This is a genomic window from Shewanella sp. 6_MG-2023 (assembly GCF_030547195.1).
Lineage (GTDB): Bacteria > Pseudomonadota > Gammaproteobacteria > Enterobacterales > Shewanellaceae > Shewanella.
This window is the reverse complement of the sequence record NZ_JAUOQU010000026.1, coordinates 37,585-55,068: the sequence shown is the minus strand read 5'-3', so window position 1 is coordinate 55,068 and position 17,484 is coordinate 37,585. Positions and strand designations below refer to the sequence as shown.

General features: G+C 43.0%; 11 protein-coding genes. 9 read left to right on the top strand and 2 right to left on the bottom strand.

What is annotated here, in order from left to right:
• Window positions 1-164: 164 nt before the first annotated feature.
• Together fusA and Q4533_RS14970 are read right to left on the bottom strand one after the other, a co-directional pair.
• Window positions 165-2,255, bottom strand: coding sequence for an elongation factor G (gene fusA, locus Q4533_RS14975; protein WP_102436739.1), 2,091 nt, complete (start codon window positions 2,253-2,255; stop codon window positions 165-167).
• A gap of 422 nt (window positions 2,256-2,677) precedes the next feature.
• A complete protein-coding gene (locus Q4533_RS14970; protein WP_102475340.1) occupies window positions 2,678-7,234 on the bottom strand; it encodes a biotin carboxylase N-terminal domain-containing protein in 4,557 nt (1,518 codons plus the stop codon).
• Window positions 7,235-7,358: 124 nt separating this feature from the next.
• On the opposite strand from Q4533_RS14970, the gene Q4533_RS14965 reads away from it, so the two are divergent.
• From Q4533_RS14965 to Q4533_RS14925, 9 genes are all read left to right on the top strand, one after another.
• Entirely contained in the window at window positions 7,359-8,270 is a 912-nt protein-coding gene (locus tag Q4533_RS14965) for a LysR family transcriptional regulator (protein ID WP_102436735.1), read from the top strand.
• Window positions 8,271-8,326: 56 nt separating this feature from the next.
• Window positions 8,327-9,520, top strand: a complete 1,194-nt coding sequence (locus Q4533_RS14960) for a hypothetical protein (RefSeq protein ID WP_102436733.1) — start codon at window positions 8,327-8,329, stop codon at window positions 9,518-9,520.
• 94 nt (window positions 9,521-9,614) lie between these two features.
• Window positions 9,615-10,190, top strand: a complete 576-nt coding sequence (locus Q4533_RS14955; protein WP_102436731.1) for a SprT family zinc-dependent metalloprotease — start codon at window positions 9,615-9,617, stop codon at window positions 10,188-10,190.
• Window positions 10,191-10,410: 220 nt separating this feature from the next.
• Window positions 10,411-11,121, top strand: a complete 711-nt coding sequence (locus Q4533_RS14950; RefSeq protein WP_241901138.1) for an endonuclease — start codon at window positions 10,411-10,413, stop codon at window positions 11,119-11,121.
• Between the two features lie 12 nt (window positions 11,122-11,133).
• Window positions 11,134-11,880 carry a 16S rRNA (uracil(1498)-N(3))-methyltransferase gene (gene rsmE, locus Q4533_RS14945; protein ID WP_102475341.1) on the top strand — a complete coding sequence of 249 codons (747 nt, stop codon included), beginning with the start codon at window positions 11,134-11,136 and terminating at the stop codon, window positions 11,878-11,880.
• Window positions 11,881-11,917: 37 nt separating this feature from the next.
• Window positions 11,918-12,871: a glutathione synthase gene (gene gshB, locus Q4533_RS14940; protein WP_102436726.1), complete on the top strand. Its 954-nt coding sequence runs from the start codon at window positions 11,918-11,920 to the stop codon at window positions 12,869-12,871.
• A 65-nt stretch (window positions 12,872-12,936) separates the two neighbouring features.
• Window positions 12,937-14,418 carry an alkaline phosphatase gene (locus tag Q4533_RS14935; RefSeq protein ID WP_241901135.1) on the top strand — a complete coding sequence of 494 codons (1,482 nt, stop codon included), beginning with the start codon at window positions 12,937-12,939 and terminating at the stop codon, window positions 14,416-14,418.
• Between the two features lie 98 nt (window positions 14,419-14,516).
• Window positions 14,517-15,551 carry a methyltransferase gene (locus tag Q4533_RS14930; protein WP_102520902.1) on the top strand — a complete coding sequence of 345 codons (1,035 nt, stop codon included), beginning with the start codon at window positions 14,517-14,519 and terminating at the stop codon, window positions 15,549-15,551.
• Window positions 15,552-15,743: 192 nt separating this feature from the next.
• A complete protein-coding gene (locus tag Q4533_RS14925; protein ID WP_102520903.1) occupies window positions 15,744-17,411 on the top strand; it encodes a DUF342 domain-containing protein in 1,668 nt (555 codons plus the stop codon).
• Window positions 17,412-17,484 lie beyond the last annotated feature (73 nt).

Here is a 17,484-nt window from a genome sequence, read left to right as displayed (position 1 = left end):
TCGTTATCCTAGGAGTAAAGTTAGCTGCTTATTTAACCAAGCGCTAGCGCTATTAGTTTTATATTTATTAATAATTTTTATTTTTTATCCTCAAATTTAAAGCATAAAAAAACCGCTGTAAGCATTAGCTTGCAGCGGTTTTTATTAAAGCTTAAACGCTAGAATTACTTCTTAGCAGCAGCTTCACGTTCTTTAACGTCAGCAATTACTTTTTCAGCAACACTGTTAGGACATGGGTTGTAGTGAGCGAATTCCATAGAGAATTGGCCACGACCTGATGTCATAGTACGTAGTGAACCGATGTAACCGAACATTTCTGATAACGGTACGTCAGCTTTAATACGAACGCCAGTAACACCAGCCATTTGGTCTTTAATCATGCCACGACGACGGTTAAGGTCACCAATAACATCACCAACGTTGTCATCTGGGCTGAATACGTCAACGTTCATGATAGGCTCAAGAAGTTGTGCGCCAGCTTTAGGCATAGATTGACGGAATGCGCCTTTAGCAGCGATTTCGAACGCGATAGCTGACGAATCAACTGCGTGGAAAGCACCATCTGTAAGTTCTAGTTCAACGTCTAACACAGGGAAACCAGCAACAGTACCGGTATTCATCATGCTAGCAAAGCCCTTCTCAACTGCAGGCCAGAATTCCTTAGGAACGTTACCACCAACAACTGAAGACTTGAAAGTAAAGCCAGTATTTTGCTCGCCAGGACGGATAACATAGTCAATTTTACCAAACTGACCAGAACCACCAGACTGTTTCTTATGCGTGTAGCTATCTTCTGTAACCTTAGTGATAGTTTCACGGTAAGCAACTTGAGGTTCACCAACGATTAAGTCAACACCGTAAGTACGCTTAAGGATGTCTACTTTAATGTCTAAGTGAAGCTCACCCATACCTTTAAGGATGGTTTCGCCTGAGTCTTCGTCAGTTTCTACGCGGAAAGATGGATCTTCTGCAATCATTTTACCGATAGCGATACCCATTTTCTCACTGCCGCCTTTATCTTTTGGCGCTACAGCGATAGAGATAACTGGCTCTGGGAATACCATTGCTTCAAGAGTACAAGGATGTTTAACATCACATAAAGTGTGACCAGTTTGAACATTCTTCATACCAACGATAGCGATAATGTCACCAGCTTGCGCTGAATCTAATTCGTTACGCTCATCAGCTTGCATTTCAACCATACGACCAACACGCTCAGTTTTACCTGTAAACGAGTTAAGGATGGTGTCACCTTTGTTGATCTTACCAGAGTAGATACGTACGAAGGTTAGTGCACCAAAACGGTCATCCATGATTTTGAATGCTAACGCTTTGAATGGCTCGTCAACTGAAACTAAAGCGTGTTCGCCAGTTTCGTTACCTTCTTCATCAGTAAGAGGTTGTGGGTCAACTTCAACTGGGTTAGGTAGGTAGTCAACAACAGCATCAAGAAGAAGCTGCATACCTTTGTTCTTGAACGCAGAACCACAGTATGTAGGGAAGAATGACATATCACGGGTACCCTGACGGATACAACGCTTGATTTCTTCCATAGATGGCTCTTCGCCTTCCATGTAAGCTTCCATTAGGTCATCGTCTTGCTCTACAGCAGTTTCGATTAGCATTTCACGGTATTCTTCTACCATGTCTACCATGTCAGCTGGAACGTCTTCGATTTTGTAGTTCTCAGCTTCGCCAGTTTCGTCCCATACCCAAGCTTTACGAGTTAGTAGGTCAACAACACCACTAAACTCATCTTCGATACCAATAGGAAGAACCATAACTAGTGGGTTAGCAGCTAGAACATCTTTAGTTTGCTTAACAACACGTAAGAAATCAGCACCCATACGGTCTAATTTGTTTACGAAGATGATACGAGCAACTTCTGATTCGTTAGCATAACGCCAGTTAGTTTCTGACTGAGGCTCAACACCACCAGATCCACAGAATACACCAACACCGCCATCAAGCACTTTTAGTGAACGATAAACTTCAACAGTGAAGTCAACGTGACCAGGAGTGTCAATAACGTTAAAACGGTGGTCATTCCAGAAACAGCTTACTGCTGCTGACTGAATAGTAATACCGCGCTCAGCTTCCTGTTCCATGAAGTCAGTAGTAGATTCACCATCATGAACTTCACCGATCTTATGGATCTTACCGGTTAGCTTTAGGATACGCTCGGTGGTCGTGGTTTTACCCGCGTCAACGTGAGCGAAGATACCAATGTTTCTGTATTTGGATAATTCGGTCATGATTCAACTTTAATGATTAGTTAAGAGGTAGACGGAGCGTGTAAAAACTTAGACACACCGCACATCAGGTTATTTAAGGCGCATATTGTAAGTTGGAACCTGCAATAGCGCAAATAGGACTTGCAATTTTTATCGCATTTTACGTAAATAAATTCGATAAAAATACACATTTCTTATATAAAACAGAGAAATAAAACTTATCGTTTATTTTTCGAACAATAGTGTTTTTTTACTTCTAAGCTGTTTAAATTGACCTTAGGTTACTACAACAAGGTTAATATTGACTTAATAGCCTTCATTTAGGTGAATTTAAGTTGTTCTTCGTCGACTGATGCAAAAGTATTTAATTCGCTGTCGGACATAAAAAAATCCCTAAAAAAGCTTTAGGGATTTTTGTGTCATCAAGCAATCAAGCGTTAAGCTTATTCGCCATCAAGGGGCAAAATCACAAACAGTAAGTCACCTTGAGAAACTTGCTGACCATTACCGTTTAGAATGCGCTCAATGCGATACTTTTTATCTTCAGGGTACAGCACTGCATTTTGACGGTTAAAGCCGGCTAAGCTTACTTGAGAGAACATCTTCATCGCTTCAGTTAGCGCTAATGTTTGCTCTACTGTGACTATGTCACCTTCTTTAACAAAGTCAGGCTCACCCGGTGCTGGTGAGGTATAGAAAATACCAGCGCCTTGGGCTAACACTTTAAGCTCGTTACTTTCAGCAACCCGTAAAGACTCGGTATCTAAACCAACAGTTTCGGCCGCCGCTTCCATTTCAGCAATCAAGGCAGGTACATCTAACTCAGCCATCAAGCGTGGTAGATAGTTAGTATCGTAAACACCTTGATTGAAGGTCGCATCCTTAAGGATAAGCTTCAATAATGGAATGTTAGTGGCAATACCTTTGATGTAAGCTTCATCTAAGTAAGCAGACATCTTAGTGATCACATCTTCACGAGACTCACCGCGAATAATAATTTGCGCGATTAAGCTGTCGTAATATGGCGATACTTCTTTACCCGTTTCAGCAATTGAGATGATTTCAACATCGTCTCTTTCAGGCATGAAGCACTCACTGATCTTGCCAGGGTTTGGCAACAACTGCAGTACACCATCACTATCAAGGGCTGCTTTTTCAGCAGTAATACGCACTTCCATGGCGTAACCTTGTTCAACTGGCTCTAGATCTTCAATTGAGCGACCCGCAGCAATATCAAACTGGGCACTAACAATATCGATTCCTGAGGTTGCTTCAGTCACTGGATGCTCAACTTGCAGACGGGTATTCATTTCCATGAAGTACACTTCGTTAGCATCAAGGTTGTAGATAAACTCAACCGTACCCGCACCCATGTAATCAGTGGCGTCACCTAATGCACGAGTGTATTCAAGTACCCGTTGCTTAAGCTCTTCAGGCAACATGGTTGAACCCGATTCTTCAATCACTTTTTGGTTATTACGTTGCACTGAACAGTCACGAATACCCAACACTTTGGTGTTACCAAACTTATCACGCAGTAACTGCACTTCGATATGACGCAATGAGGTGACGTATTTCTCAAGGTAAAGGTCACCGTTACCAAATGCTGCAGCCGCTTCAGTTGAAGTCTTTTGGAACAAACCAATCATGTCCTCAGCTTTAGTTACCACTTGGATGCCTTTACCACCACCACCTTGTACCGCTTTAAGCAATACAGGGTAACCAATTTCAAGCGCTACGTTTACCGCTTGCTCGGCGTTGGTCAAAATACCGTGGCTACCCGGCACAACAGGCACGTTTTGGCCTTGTGAGGTTTTAATCGCGTTTGATTTGTTACCCATAGTCGTCATCGAATGCACGCTTGGGCCAACAAAGTTTACGCCATTGTTAACACATAAAGCAGCAAATTGCGGGCTTTCTGACAAGAAGCCAATACCAGGGTGAAGCGCATCAACGTTTTCGTAATCTGCCACTTTCAGGACAGAGTAGGCATTTAAGTAACTCTCATCAGAGGTGTTACCACCAATACAAACCAGCTTATCGTTCACTTTAAGCATGTCTGCAGGCACTGAGGTCATATCAGGATCTGATGCCACCAAAACAACATTAATTTTGTTGTCATGGGCTTTACGGATCAACTTAACCGCAGTACAACCACGTGCATGGATAAGCACTTTATCAATCGGCTTCATTAACGCACGAGGATCGTCTTGAACAATCTTCTCTTCAATGGCTTTAACTTCAGGCACTAAGGTTGATACCGCTTTAGCAATGATCTCTTGGGCATGCAATGTTGGCAGTGGCATTAACGGATCAATACTTGATAATTGGCTATCAAGAGTATCGGTGAATGGGTTATGCACTAAGCCCGTCATCGCACCCGGTACTTTAGATAAGTAGTTAGATAGCGTTGCTGTTGATGGCAAGTATGCAGGCACCACCATTTGACCAGCAAATGGCATATTAGTGCCTGATAGGTAATAAGTTTGCACTAACGGATGGGTCACAAAACTTGCCTGTGCGCCACCGGTACAATCACCAAAACCAAACATCAATACCGGTAATTCATTATCACGTACAAAACGGGTGATACGGTCATTAACCACAGCCATTGAGAATAGTGCCGCTGCACCTTCTTTGGTTTGCATACCACCAGAACTGATAAAACAAACCACTGGCAATTTACGCTTAGCACATTCAATTAATAGCGCGCTGAACTTCTCAGCACTGGCCATATCAAACGCACCAGCCTGGAAGGCAATGTTTGATACCGCAACACCGACACGCAGTGTTTGACCGTTATTATCAAAGTCAGCTAAACCGGTAATTAAACCACATGGGCGAATGCCTTTGTCTAATGCATCTTCAATAGATAAACGGAAACCTGGGAAGTTGAGCAAGTTGGCAGACATCTTATCGCCATTAAGCTCTTCAAATTCGGTGAAGAACTTACCAATAATATTTTCCCAACCCATTTTCCCTTGGCGCTTTTCATCACGAAGGACTTTTTGGATCAGTAGATCTTGGTAGCCCATGGTGAGGCGGTTCCAGAAATCTTTACGACGACCAATACGCACAGGGTTGATAGCACCTGTGTACTTAGATTGATCTTCTTCACTGTCGAAATACTCTGGCAATAAACGCTCAAAGAAGTAGGTTAAGATAACAAATAAACTGTCGTTTAATTGCGGGAAACCGACACTCTTCCATTGCTCTACACGGGTTAACAGTTCTGCACGGTTAGATTGCGCCATGAAGAATTTAAGCCATTTATAGAACTTGCTCTTATCGTTGGCTTCATCATTATTTGATAACGCAGTATCGATGGCGTTATGCAATAACTTATCAACTGATTCACGTGACAAGCTCTTAGACATCATCGCTTCTTTGGAAATCGACGCTAAGTTAACCACCACATTGTCATATAGTGCATTAAAGATTAATACGTTATGACATTGCCAAATGAAGTCTTCACGCAACTCATCATTGACCACAATATCAAGTACAGTCAGTTGATTCAGCTCAGGCCAAGGCGCTTGAGTAGTAGATGATGGCAATGATTCAAGGTGCTTAATTAAGCCTTTGAAGTTGTTAGCTGAGTTACCTTTCCAGCGATGATACAAAGACCAGCCGATGTTAAAGAGCAATGCCTTACGGGCTTTCTTATAGTTCTCTTTCGGCTCACCTAAGATGAAACGAGTGATCACGTTACGTTCAGCTGAAATCTCGCTACGTTTGGCATCAAAAGTGCCCCAAAGCTTATTCAACTCTTCGTCGTAAACTAATTTATCAGGCGTCGCTAACCAAGATTGAAATACACTGTCTTGCTCTTGCTGAATACGCGCCAGTAAATCACCTTCAGGTACACTCACTTTCGACAAACGGCCATACTGTTCAACCGAAATTGAATGAATACGACTGCGCACAGTGAGATAACGCAAATAACGATAAGCACTACCAAACACATTGTGGTGCATGGTTGGACTGTTCGCCACAGCTAAGCCTTGGTTATTTTCTAAGGCTGAAAGGTTTTTAGAGGGGTCTAAATAGCGCGCTAAACTACGATCATAATGCTCTCGTAAATCGTCAGATTCACGTACAAAAGTGATGGCTGCATTTTCTACCGCTTCAATACCACTGATAATCGCGCGGCGCAGGTTATGCTGACGCTCGTCTTTATCATAAGGAGAAAAATCAACTATACCGTCAATACAACCAGCAGAAAGCAACTCTTCTGGTGATACCCCCACAGACTTAGCACATTCTTGCCATGACAAGTTGTACTTGCGGGCAATGCTTTGTAAGCCTTGCGGTTGAATAGTGTTAAAAATACCGTCACGTAATGACAATAAGATGTTTGCCGCCGCTAATGGAATCGCGCCACCAGAGTAACCTGCGCCGATCACGATACCGACAGTTGGGACGTCAACATTGGCACTTTCTGCAATGGCTTTTGAAATGGTATGGGCTTGGTTTTGGCTGTTAGCCACTTCCCCCGCATCGGCGCCAGGAGTATCAATTAAGTAAACGATTGGCATTGATAACTCAGCAAAGTGACGGATCGCTTTACATGCAGCTAAATGATGCTCAGGCATCCACGCACCGTTTGCCGAGGTTCTTTCTTGGGCGATAAAACCAATGCGGCGAGTACGTGAACCGAAATTTAATTCAATTTCAGCACTGTAAAAAGAACCTAAGTGAAACTCAGTGATCAACTTACCTTTTAGATCAGCGATAACACGTTTTGCACTTGGGCGGTTTTTATCTAAAGTCGGTTGAATAACTTTAGCCACATAACTATCGACATCTAAGGTCGACAGTTCTTTTAAATTTGCTTGGATCGCATCTTCAGATAACAATCCTTTGATTTCTTCAGCTAAAGTTTGCTTACTGTGAGCTGGAAATAATGAAAAATCTTTAGCTAAATGCTCCGCTTTAAGAAAGAGCGGGTCAGCCGATTGTGCCGATGTCTTGTGTACGGGCTGCTTTTTGCTAGTCATCCTTAGATCCTCTGCTTATATAGCCTCTAAAATTTTTAGTCGGTAAATATAACTTTGTTCCCTGTACAATTACCATTAAACTATTGGGGACGCTTTGTTCCATTTTTGAGACAGTGAGGCTAAGGTGCCTGATTTAAACGGTATGATGCTGTTTGCAGCAGTAGTTAGAGCAAAAGGTTTCTCCCAGGCGGCCAGAGATATTGGCCAGCCAAAATCAACCATAAGTCGTAAAGTCGCTCAGCTAGAAGAGCAACTTGGTGTACGCTTGCTGCAACGTGATACCCGTAATTTAAGTCTGACTCAAATTGGTGCTTTGTTTTATCAACATTGTGATTCTATCCGCCAAGAAATTGAAGCCGCCAAAGCCATTATCGAAAATACCCATAGCGATATCTCCGGTTCATTGCGGATTGCCATTCCGGTGTCATTCTCTCAAGACGTCATTGCCACCCTTTGCAGTAGCTTCATGCGCCTTTATCCCAACATCGAGCTCGACGTTCAATTCACCGACAGTAATGTTGGCTTAGTCGGCGAAGGTTATGATATTGCCATAAAATATGGCCCATTAGAATCTTCTGACTTAGTGGCGCGGTTATTGTTTGAACGCCAACCTATATTAGTTGCAAGCCCTGGATATCTCAAAAAATCAGGCACACCAGCAACCCCTCAAGAGCTGGCCCAGCACAGTGGCATATTATTAGGCACCAGCATGTCGGCGCCTATTTGGCCGGTAGGTAAAGGTAATCGTAAAACCATGGCCACCTTTAAACGCAAGGTCAGGGTCAATAGTGCCAGTATGGTCAAACGCCTCGCTCAAGATGATTTTGGTATCGCCATGCTATCCAATAATAGCTGTAAGCAAGAACTGGCAGCAGGCAGTTTAGTGCCATTACTGCAAGAGTGGCCTATGGAACCCTTCAAAGTGTACGGGGTGTATTCAAGTAGACGGCAATTAGCCAGTAATATTAGCGCCTTTTTAGATTTTTTCGCGAAACGATATGGTAGCCAAGAGTCATTACAATCAATAATGAATTAGTGCTAAAGCCGTGTTAAATTAAACTCATAAAAATAAAACATCCTAAAGGAATAGTCATGTTCAAGCCCTTGTTTGCCCCCTTATTTAACCGTACTGCTTTGGCAGCTTTTACTGCCTTATTGCTAACTTCAGCCCCTACTGTTGCCCAAGGCTTCAGCATACAACGAGACGTTGAAGAGTTACGTTTACCCACAGCGCTGAGCTCAATGCCTGCCGTGGTTAATCAATATGAACACTTTAATAGCAGCTTAGGTAACAAGCTGGTTAACTCAACTGATGAGCTGGTCATTACCCAAATGGTCGCAGCCCAAGGCACCCAACTATGGCAGCAAGCGGTAGCCGATGTTCAGTCAGGCAAACACGATGATCGCGGCCTATATTGGAGTCGCCTTGCTATGCGAGAGACCTTAAAAACCGCCCATGCGGGTTATAATATTGTCCCTTGGCAGCGTGACATCTTGATTAAAGCGTTTGAGAAGTCTTCAAGAGGCTTAAGCGACATTCAGTTTTTACCCGAAAGCCAAATTAAAATTCTCGTCACAGGTTTTGACCCATTCTTTTTAGATAAGCATATTGATCAAAGTAACCCATCAGGATTAACAGCCTTGGCTTTAGATGGCGTCACTTTTAATGTTAATGGCAAACAAGCTCAAATCGAAACTGTGATGATCCCGGTGCGTTTTGCCGACTTTGATAACGGCATGATCGAATCACTATTAACGCCTATGTATCGTGATAATAGTGTTGATATGATTTTTACTGTCAGTATGGGGCGTGATAATTTTGATTTAGAGCGCTTCCCCGCAAGAGGTCGCAGCGCAGCAGCACCTGACAATTTGAACGTTTATACTGGTGCAAATAAAACCACCCCAATGGCTCCACTTTTTAATGGCGGTAACTTAAACGGTCCCGAGTTTGTGGAGTTTTCACTGCCTGTCTCTGCCATGAAGCAAGCCCAAGGTGACTGGAGCATCAATGACAATCATCAAGTGACCAGCATTAGCAGAGGTCAATTTGATGCTAAGTCAATTTACGAACTGGCTAACGAGCAATCGGTAGAAGGCTCTGGCGGCGGTTATTTATCTAATGAGATTTCATATCGCAGCATTTTATTAAAGCAACAATTTAACCGTACTTTACCGGTTGGCCATATTCATACTCCCAGAGTCGCAGGTTTTGATGCAGAAATGGAATGGAAAATGGTGCAGCAAATCCGCGAAATGGTAAAACTTGCTGCGGGTTCGCTTTAGCATTAGTTTTATGCCCTGCTGATAATGCTATTATAGCCTTATCAGCAGGCGATTTCGCCTACAGCAACTTACAACTCTTTACGATTAGCTTATTATGTTCAAATCTATTTTCGCACGCCGAACATCAACCCCCATAGCAAATACCTGTACTAAACATCTTGCTTCAGAGGCTCGTATTCCATTACCGAAAACCGAAGCCCAACAGCAAGTATTATTGAAAATAGAATCCGACTATCAATTGGCCGAGCAGCAACTGCAGCGAAAATTTCCCCGTCCGAGCATTCTATTTAGCTTAAGAGGCAAAAGCGCTGGCACTGCGCATCTACAATTGAATAAACTGCGCTTTAACCCAGTGTTACTAGAAGAGAATGTCGATGCATTTGTAACCCAAGTGGTGCCCCATGAAGTTAGTCATTTATTGTGCTTTCAACTGTTTGGCAAAGTGAAGCCCCACGGTAAAGAGTGGCAACAGTTAATGAACGGCATTTATCAAATACCTGCAGACACCACCCATCAACTGGACACTAAATCCGTTGCAGGTAAACAGTTTCAGTATCATTGTCAGTGCGGCCCGGTCATGCTCAGTATTCGCCGCCACAACAAAGTCACTCGCAATCAAACTCAATACCGTTGTATCCGCTGTTCACAGGTACTAACAGCCAAAACATAGCCGTAAATAATTTTACTTTATCCTAATATTTATCATTCACTTATAGTGATATTTGCCATTGTTAGCATTGAAATAACACAATTGATTGCATCCCCAGTTTCAATCCCTTACCATCCTTCGCAAATATCAGGCTATACCACCCGTATAACGCCTGTGCCGTATATAAAAATCAGGGTCTTTTGTGCAACAGTATTTAAAACATATTTTACAGCCTCTGTGGCTGTTAGTGCTTTTCACCGCTATCATTTTAACGTCATCAAATTTACACGCAGCTGAACACCCGAAAAGTTTTCGAAGTGCTAAAAAAATTGCTCAGCAGATTTATAGTAGCTCGCTCCCCATGAGCAGTTTTTATTGTGGCTGCGACATTAAGGTGGTCGGTAAGCAGTGGAAACCCGATTTAGAAAGCTGTGGTTATCAGGTTAGGAAACAAATCCCTAGAGCTAACAGAATTGAATGGGAACATGTGGTTTCAGCTTGGGAGTTTGGCCATCAGGAACAATGCTGGCAAGATGGTGGCAGAAAAAATTGCGGCAGAGTTAGCCCAGAATTTAAGAAAATGGAAGCCGACTTACACAACCTCACTCCAACCGTGGGTGAAGTCAACGGCGACAGAAGCAATTACCGTTTTAGTCAGTGGAATGCAAAGTCTACCCTATATGGCCAATGTGATATGGTAGTCGACTTTAAGGGCCGAAAGGTGCAACCACCTGAGCAAAGCCGCGGCGCTATTGCCAGAACCTATTTTTACATGCAAGACACTTATGGGTTGTCGATTTCATCTAGCCAACAACGCTTGTTTGAAGTTTGGAACAGCTATTACCCTGTCAACGAAACAGAATGCCTGCGGGATCGTTTAATTGCAGAAAAACAGGGTAACCATAATAAAATTGTCTTAAAACAATGCCAAACCCTCAGCCTCATTGATTAAGGATTGTTATTTATGCGAGTTCCAAGAATTTATCAGCCCGTCAATGAGCTAGCGCTCAACCAACAAGTAAAGCTTGATGAAGACGGTGCAGCCCACATTGGCCGAGTGCTGCGTATGACACAAGGTGAGCAAATCAGTTTATTCAGCGGTGATGGTTATGACTATTTAGCCAATATCATCAGCGCCAATAAAAAGAATGTCACTGTGGAAATCATTACAAAAACGGCAAATGATTCAGAGTCACCGTTAGATTTACATTTAGGCCAGGTTATTTCTCGTGGTGACCGCATGGACTTTACTATTCAAAAGTCTGTTGAATTGGGTGTCAGCACCATAACCCCGCTATTTTCAGATCGCTGTGGAGTCAAACTTAATGGCGAACGGCTCGATAAAAAAATCGCTCAATGGCAAAAAATTGTCATTAGTGCTTGCGAGCAATCAGGGCGAAGTGTGGTCCCTGTTGTGCGCCCAGCCATGACCTTAAGTCAGTGGTGCGCTGAGCAAACCGATGCGCTAAAGTTGAACCTACACCCAAGAGCGGCACATGGTATTAATGGTCTGTCATTGGATGAGAGTAAAGATAGCCATAAAGTTCGTTTGCTAATTGGTCCTGAAGGCGGTTTATCAGAAGAAGAGATCGCCATGACAGAAACCCAACAATTTACCGATGTATTGCTCGGTCCAAGAGTATTACGAACAGAAACCGCTTCGCTAACGGCTATCACCGCCTTGCAACTTAGGTTTGGTGATATTGGTTAATCAATGATGCATGCATTGAGAATATAAGGATAAAAGTATGATTAAGCTCGGCATAGTAATGGATCCAATTAGTGAGATTAACATTAAAAAAGATTCTAGTTTCGCCATGTTAATGGCAGCGCAAGCTCGCGGTTATCAGTTGTTTTATATGGAAATGAATGATCTTGCTATGGTTAATGGCGAGGCTACTGCCACCATGCGTTCATTGACTGTTGCAGCAAATTCTGAAAAATGGTTTGAATTAGGCGACAGTATTGATACGCCACTGGCTGACCTTGATGTCATCTTAATGCGTAAAGACCCACCATTTGATACTGAGTTTATCTATGCAACTTATATGCTTGAGCGCGCTGAAGAGCAAGGTACACTGATCGTTAATAAGCCACAAAGTTTACGTGATGCCAATGAAAAGCTGTTTACTGCGTGGTTCTCAGAATTCACCCCAGAAACCATAGTCACCAGAGATGAGCAACGCATCCGCGCTTTCCATAAAGCCAAAGGCGATATCATTTTAAAACCACTTGATGGTATGGGTGGCAGTTCAATTTTCCGCGTTAAGAAAGATGATCCTAACTTAGGCGTTATTATTGAAACCTTAACCAATGAAGGTCAGCAATACGCCATGGCACAAGCCTTTATTCCAGATATTACTTCTGGTGATAAGCGCATTTTAGTGGTCGATGGCCAGCCAGTGCCCTTCTCACTGGCACGCATTCCACAAAAAGGCGAAACCCGTGGCAATTTAGCCGCTGGCGGCCGTGGTGTGGCGCAGCCGTTATCGGAATCTGATTGGCATATTGCTAACACTATCGGACCTGAGCTTAAAAAGCGTGGGCTTATCTTTGTTGGTCTTGACGTGATTGGCGACAAGCTAACTGAAATTAACGTCACCAGCCCAACTTGTATCAAAGAAATTGAAGCCGCATTTGATGTGGATATTACTGGGATGTTGATGGACTCAATTGAAGCGCGTATCAATAAAAAAGCATAAATCAAAAGGATAGCAGCAGTGGAGATCATTGCTGCTGATATTGTCGAACACATTTGGGACTACACATGCATTTAAGACGTACGCTAGGCTTACTGCTTAGCTTAACCCTGTGGTTTTCTAATACCACTGTTGCCAATGAACTTATCGCTGAAGCCGCCATTAATACTGATACTGCTAGCCAAACTCAAGCTGAAGCTGCTGTTACTTCCGAAGCCATTTCGGAAAAAGCAGCAATTGAACAGGTTGTAATTGATGACCCCGTAATCGTCGCGCCAATTACAGCACTAAAAAGCACTAACAAAGCTTCAACTACAGCAGCTAAACCTAAAAACATGGTCATCATGGTGGGAGATGGCATGGGCCCAGCTTACACCAGCGCCTACCGCTACTTTAAAGACAACCCCAATACCCAAGAAATCGAGCAAACCGTATTCGATCGGCTGTTAGTGGGCATGGCAAGTACCTACCCTGCTCGCAGTAGCGGTTATGTGACTGACTCTGCCGCCTCGGCAACCGCGTTAGCCACAGGATTTAAAACCTATAATGGCGCGATTTCAGTCGATGAAAATAAACGCCCACTGACCACTATTATGGAACTTGCCAAAGCGGCAGGCTTATCCACGGGTGTCGCGGTATCAAGTCAGGTGAACCACGCTACTCCTGCGGCGTTTTTAACGCACAATGAGCACCGCAAAAACTATAAAGCCATCGCACAATCATATTTAAACACCGATGCTGATGTCATTTTAGGCGGCGGCCAACAGTATTTTTCAGCTGAACTGTTGCTGCAATTTAAAGACAAAGGCTATCAACACATTACCGAGTTTGAGCAACTTGATAGTATCACTGAGCCAAAAGTACTGGGTTTATTTGCCCCAGTGCAACTGCCATGGGTCATTGATGATAAGCAAGGCCATAAACTTAGCAGCTTAACGAAAAAGGCCTTAGAGCTATTAGCTCAAAACGACCAAGGCTTTGTGTTACTGGTTGAAGGCAGCCTGATAGATTGGGCTGGACATGATAATGATATCGCCTCAGTGATGGGCGAAATGGATGAATTTGCCAATGCCATTGAAGTGGTTGAGCAATTTGTTCGTCAACGTAAAGACACCTTGATGGTGGTTACCGCCGATCACAACACCGGCGGACTTTCTATTGGTACTAATGGTGAGTATGAGTGGCAGCCACAACTCATTCACGCCATCAATGCCTCACCAACGAATATTGCTCAGCAGTTAATTGCTACTGATGACTGGCAAACTAAGTTTAATCAACTGATTGGCTTTGACGCCAGCCAAGAAGAATTGACTCAATTAAGTAACGCCCGTATGCAGGGTGAAAAGCAGCTTACTGCCACTATATTAACAATCATTGATGCCCGCACTAATACCGGCTGGACCACACTGGGTCACACTGGATTAGACGTGCAGGTTTTTGCCGCAGGTCCAGGAGAAAGACTGTTCAGTGGCCATCAAAACAACACTGATATTGCCACTAAGATGATGAGTTTATTACCCCAAAGCCAAACTGTTATTATCAGTAATTAATTACTGATGAAGAAAGCTTAAAGGGTGACAATTTTGTCACCCTTTTTATTGCCGGTATTTGCTATAATCGACAGATTATTTTTTCAAAGGTTAATCTCGTGCTTACTAACGCTTCTCAAGTCATTTTAAGAAATGCTGAATTCATTGAAAACCAAGATGTTTTAATTCTAAATCATGAAGCTGATACCTTGGCGGCTGAGTTGCTTAACAGCGCTGCATCTGTGACGAGCTTAGCATTAGACTTTAACCATTATTTATTATTGCCGCAAAAACAACAAAAAGGCTTAAGCAGTCACTTTGGTCATCAGCTGCCAACTACCGATGCAGAAAAACGCTTTGATGTCGCTATTATCTATTTCCCAAAAGCTAAGCCCCTAGCGCCTTATTTATTTAACCTCGCCGCCAAGCATTTAAAGCAAGGCGGGCACTTAATTGTGGTTGGCGAAAATAAAGGTGGGGTTAAATCGTTAGCAAAACTATTGCCGGGTTATTTCTCAACCCCAAGTAAGCGCGATAATGCCCGCCATTGTTTATTATTTGTCAGTGAGTTAATCGCCCAAGCACCTGTATTTGACCTTAATAATTGGGTAAGCCAATACTTATTATCAACCCCTCAAGGGGAGATCACTATTTGTAACCTTGTGGGCGTATTTAGTGAAAAACGTCTTGATCAAGGCACTGAATTATTGCTATCTCATTTGCCGACATTGGAAAAACGCGTATTGGACTTTGGCTGTGGTGCTGGGGTTATTAGCGCAGCCTTATTAAAAGCAAACCCGAGTTTATCTGTTGAGTGTATTGATATTAATGCCATGGCTTTAAAAGCCTGTGAACTCACTCTGGCCGCAAATGGCATGCAAGCAAAGGTTTATCCATCTGATGGCTTTAATCAAATTAGTGGCCAATTTAATGGCATCATTGCTAACCCACCATTTCATGACGGTTTAGCCGCAACCACCCAAATAGCCAAAAACTTTGTTAAATCAAGCGCGTCAAGTCTTGCAAAAGGTGGGGTGTGGCAAATTGTCGCTAACCGAAACCTGCCTTATGCAGACACCATTGCCACCGAATTTGGCCAAGTAAATGTACCAGCAGAAAACAATAAATATAAATTATATCAATTTAATAAATAACAAAAACGGCTCCACGGCTATGGAGTTCACAAATTATTTGATTTAGTTATAAAACAACCAATTACTGACTAGTTTTTATCCCTAAAAAAAGCTACATTTTGTTAGCTAATAATAAACGTCATCTAAGGCGTAGGGTTCTATATTTGGACAGCCTAATAAGCGCAAATATAGAACATAGAAATAAGGGAATTTATGCTAGCCTCAGATTTAGCGGTTTTTAATGTAGATCAAACTCAAGTTGAGCTCCGTATTACTCCTAATCTTCACGGCCCAATCACTGAAGATGATATAACCCAGTTACTTAATCAGCCTGAATTTGCCATGCTGCGGCCCTTAGAGCAAAACATTGCTAAGGCGACCGCTGAAGTAAATAGTCACTGCAGTGTCGATAGCGGTAAACACGAATTATTTTTTATTATTGCTGAGCGCCTTGATGGTAAAGTCATCATCGAGATCAGCGAAGATAAAATGTCAGCCTCAATGAGCTTGGTGTCTGCCTATGGCGGCCAAGACCCAACACTGCCAACCATTTTAAATGCGCTTAAATTCCATAAGGTTAAAATGGGCTTAAGCAAACCCAACATCCTATCGCTACTACAACAATTAGACACCTTACCGCCAGGTGAGCAATGTCGCTCGCTGATCGCCCACGGTAAACAGCCCCAAAATGGCACCAATGCCAGCCTAGCAAGGCAAGTGCCATTAGCCCGCGAGCGCTTATTGCAACCCCAAGAGCGAGAAGATGGATCGGTGGATATGCGCGATTTGGGCGCCATGATCATGGTAAAACCAAACGATGTATTAATGATTAAAACCCCTGCTACAGATGGTGTTGCAGGTTATAACGTCAATGGTGATGTTTTGCCGCAAATCCCCGGCAAAGACATGATTATGCAGCCAGGTAATGGCACTCAACTGGCCGTCAATGATCCTAACTTATTAATTGCGACAGTTTCAGGTCAGCCAGTTGAAACCCGCCTTGGCATGCAAGTGGATGATGTACTACAAATTAAAGACGTTGATGTCAATTTTGGCCATGTGAACTTTGAAGGCAGCGTGTTAATTAGCGGTGATGTCCATGAAGGCATGCAAGTGAAAAGTAGCGGCGATATTACCGTCATGGGGTTTGTGGACTCAGCAACACTGGATGCCAAAGGCGATATCATTGTCAGTAAAGGCATCATTGGTCGCCAAATTAAAGAGCATCAACTTAGCACCACAATTAATGCCCAAGGACAAATTTGCGCACAATTCGTGCAATACTCAAGCCTTAATGCTGACAATGATATCTTAGTGACCAAGCAATTACTTCATAGTCACGCATGTTCAAACGGTGTCATCACAGTGAGTGATCCTAGCGGCAGACGAGGCGATCTGGTTGGTGGCAAGGCGAGCGCTAGCAAAGGCATTCATGCGGTGGCAATTGGCGCTACAGCAGGCACTAAAACCGCATTATTTTGCGCCATGGATCAAGCTCAAATTCGCGCAGAAGTCAAAACTACCCATGATAAAATCAAACAGCTTGTCATTGCAGGCCTTGATATTGAAGCTAGATTACGCAAGCTGCCACCTAAAAGCGAATGGCAAACCGATGCAGGCATGATAGAGCAAGTAAAAATGATGCTGGATGAAAAGAAACAACTCGCCAGCAATCGTGCGCAGTTAGAAGCGCAGTTCAAGCAATTACAGCAAGATGCCGATGGCTACTATAATAAGCATTTTATTCAGGCCAAAAAGCATATCTTTACCAACGTTAAAATTAATATTGGCCCGTCTAAAAATACAACCCAACGGGAGCACGGCCCTTGCCTCGTCATGAATAAGCAAAATGAAATTAGTTTTGATTATGGCAACCGATAGTTGCACTATGTAACGGGTACATACTTCAAGCGGCAATAGTGTGGCCTTAAATCATTGAGTTTATCAATGGTTA

Bases quoted from the DNA above. Each gene is read 5' to 3' on its own strand.
- fusA (WP_102436739.1), bottom strand. From the start codon at position 2,255: ATGACCGAATTATCCAAATACAGAAACATTGGTATCTTCGCTCACGTT.
- rsmE (WP_102475341.1), top strand. From the start codon at position 11,134: ATGCGAGTTCCAAGAATTTATCAGCCCGTCAATGAGCTAGCGCTCAAC.
- Q4533_RS14955 (WP_102436731.1), top strand. From the start codon at position 9,615: ATGTTCAAATCTATTTTCGCACGCCGAACATCAACCCCCATAGCAAAT.
- gshB (WP_102436726.1), top strand. From the start codon at position 11,918: ATGATTAAGCTCGGCATAGTAATGGATCCAATTAGTGAGATTAACATT.
- Q4533_RS14925 (WP_102520903.1), top strand. From the start codon at position 15,744: ATGCTAGCCTCAGATTTAGCGGTTTTTAATGTAGATCAAACTCAAGTT.
- Q4533_RS14960 (WP_102436733.1), top strand. From the start codon at position 8,327: ATGTTCAAGCCCTTGTTTGCCCCCTTATTTAACCGTACTGCTTTGGCA.
- Q4533_RS14970 (WP_102475340.1), bottom strand. From the start codon at position 7,234: ATGACTAGCAAAAAGCAGCCCGTACACAAGACATCGGCACAATCGGCT.
- Q4533_RS14935 (WP_241901135.1), top strand. From the start codon at position 12,937: ATGCATTTAAGACGTACGCTAGGCTTACTGCTTAGCTTAACCCTGTGG.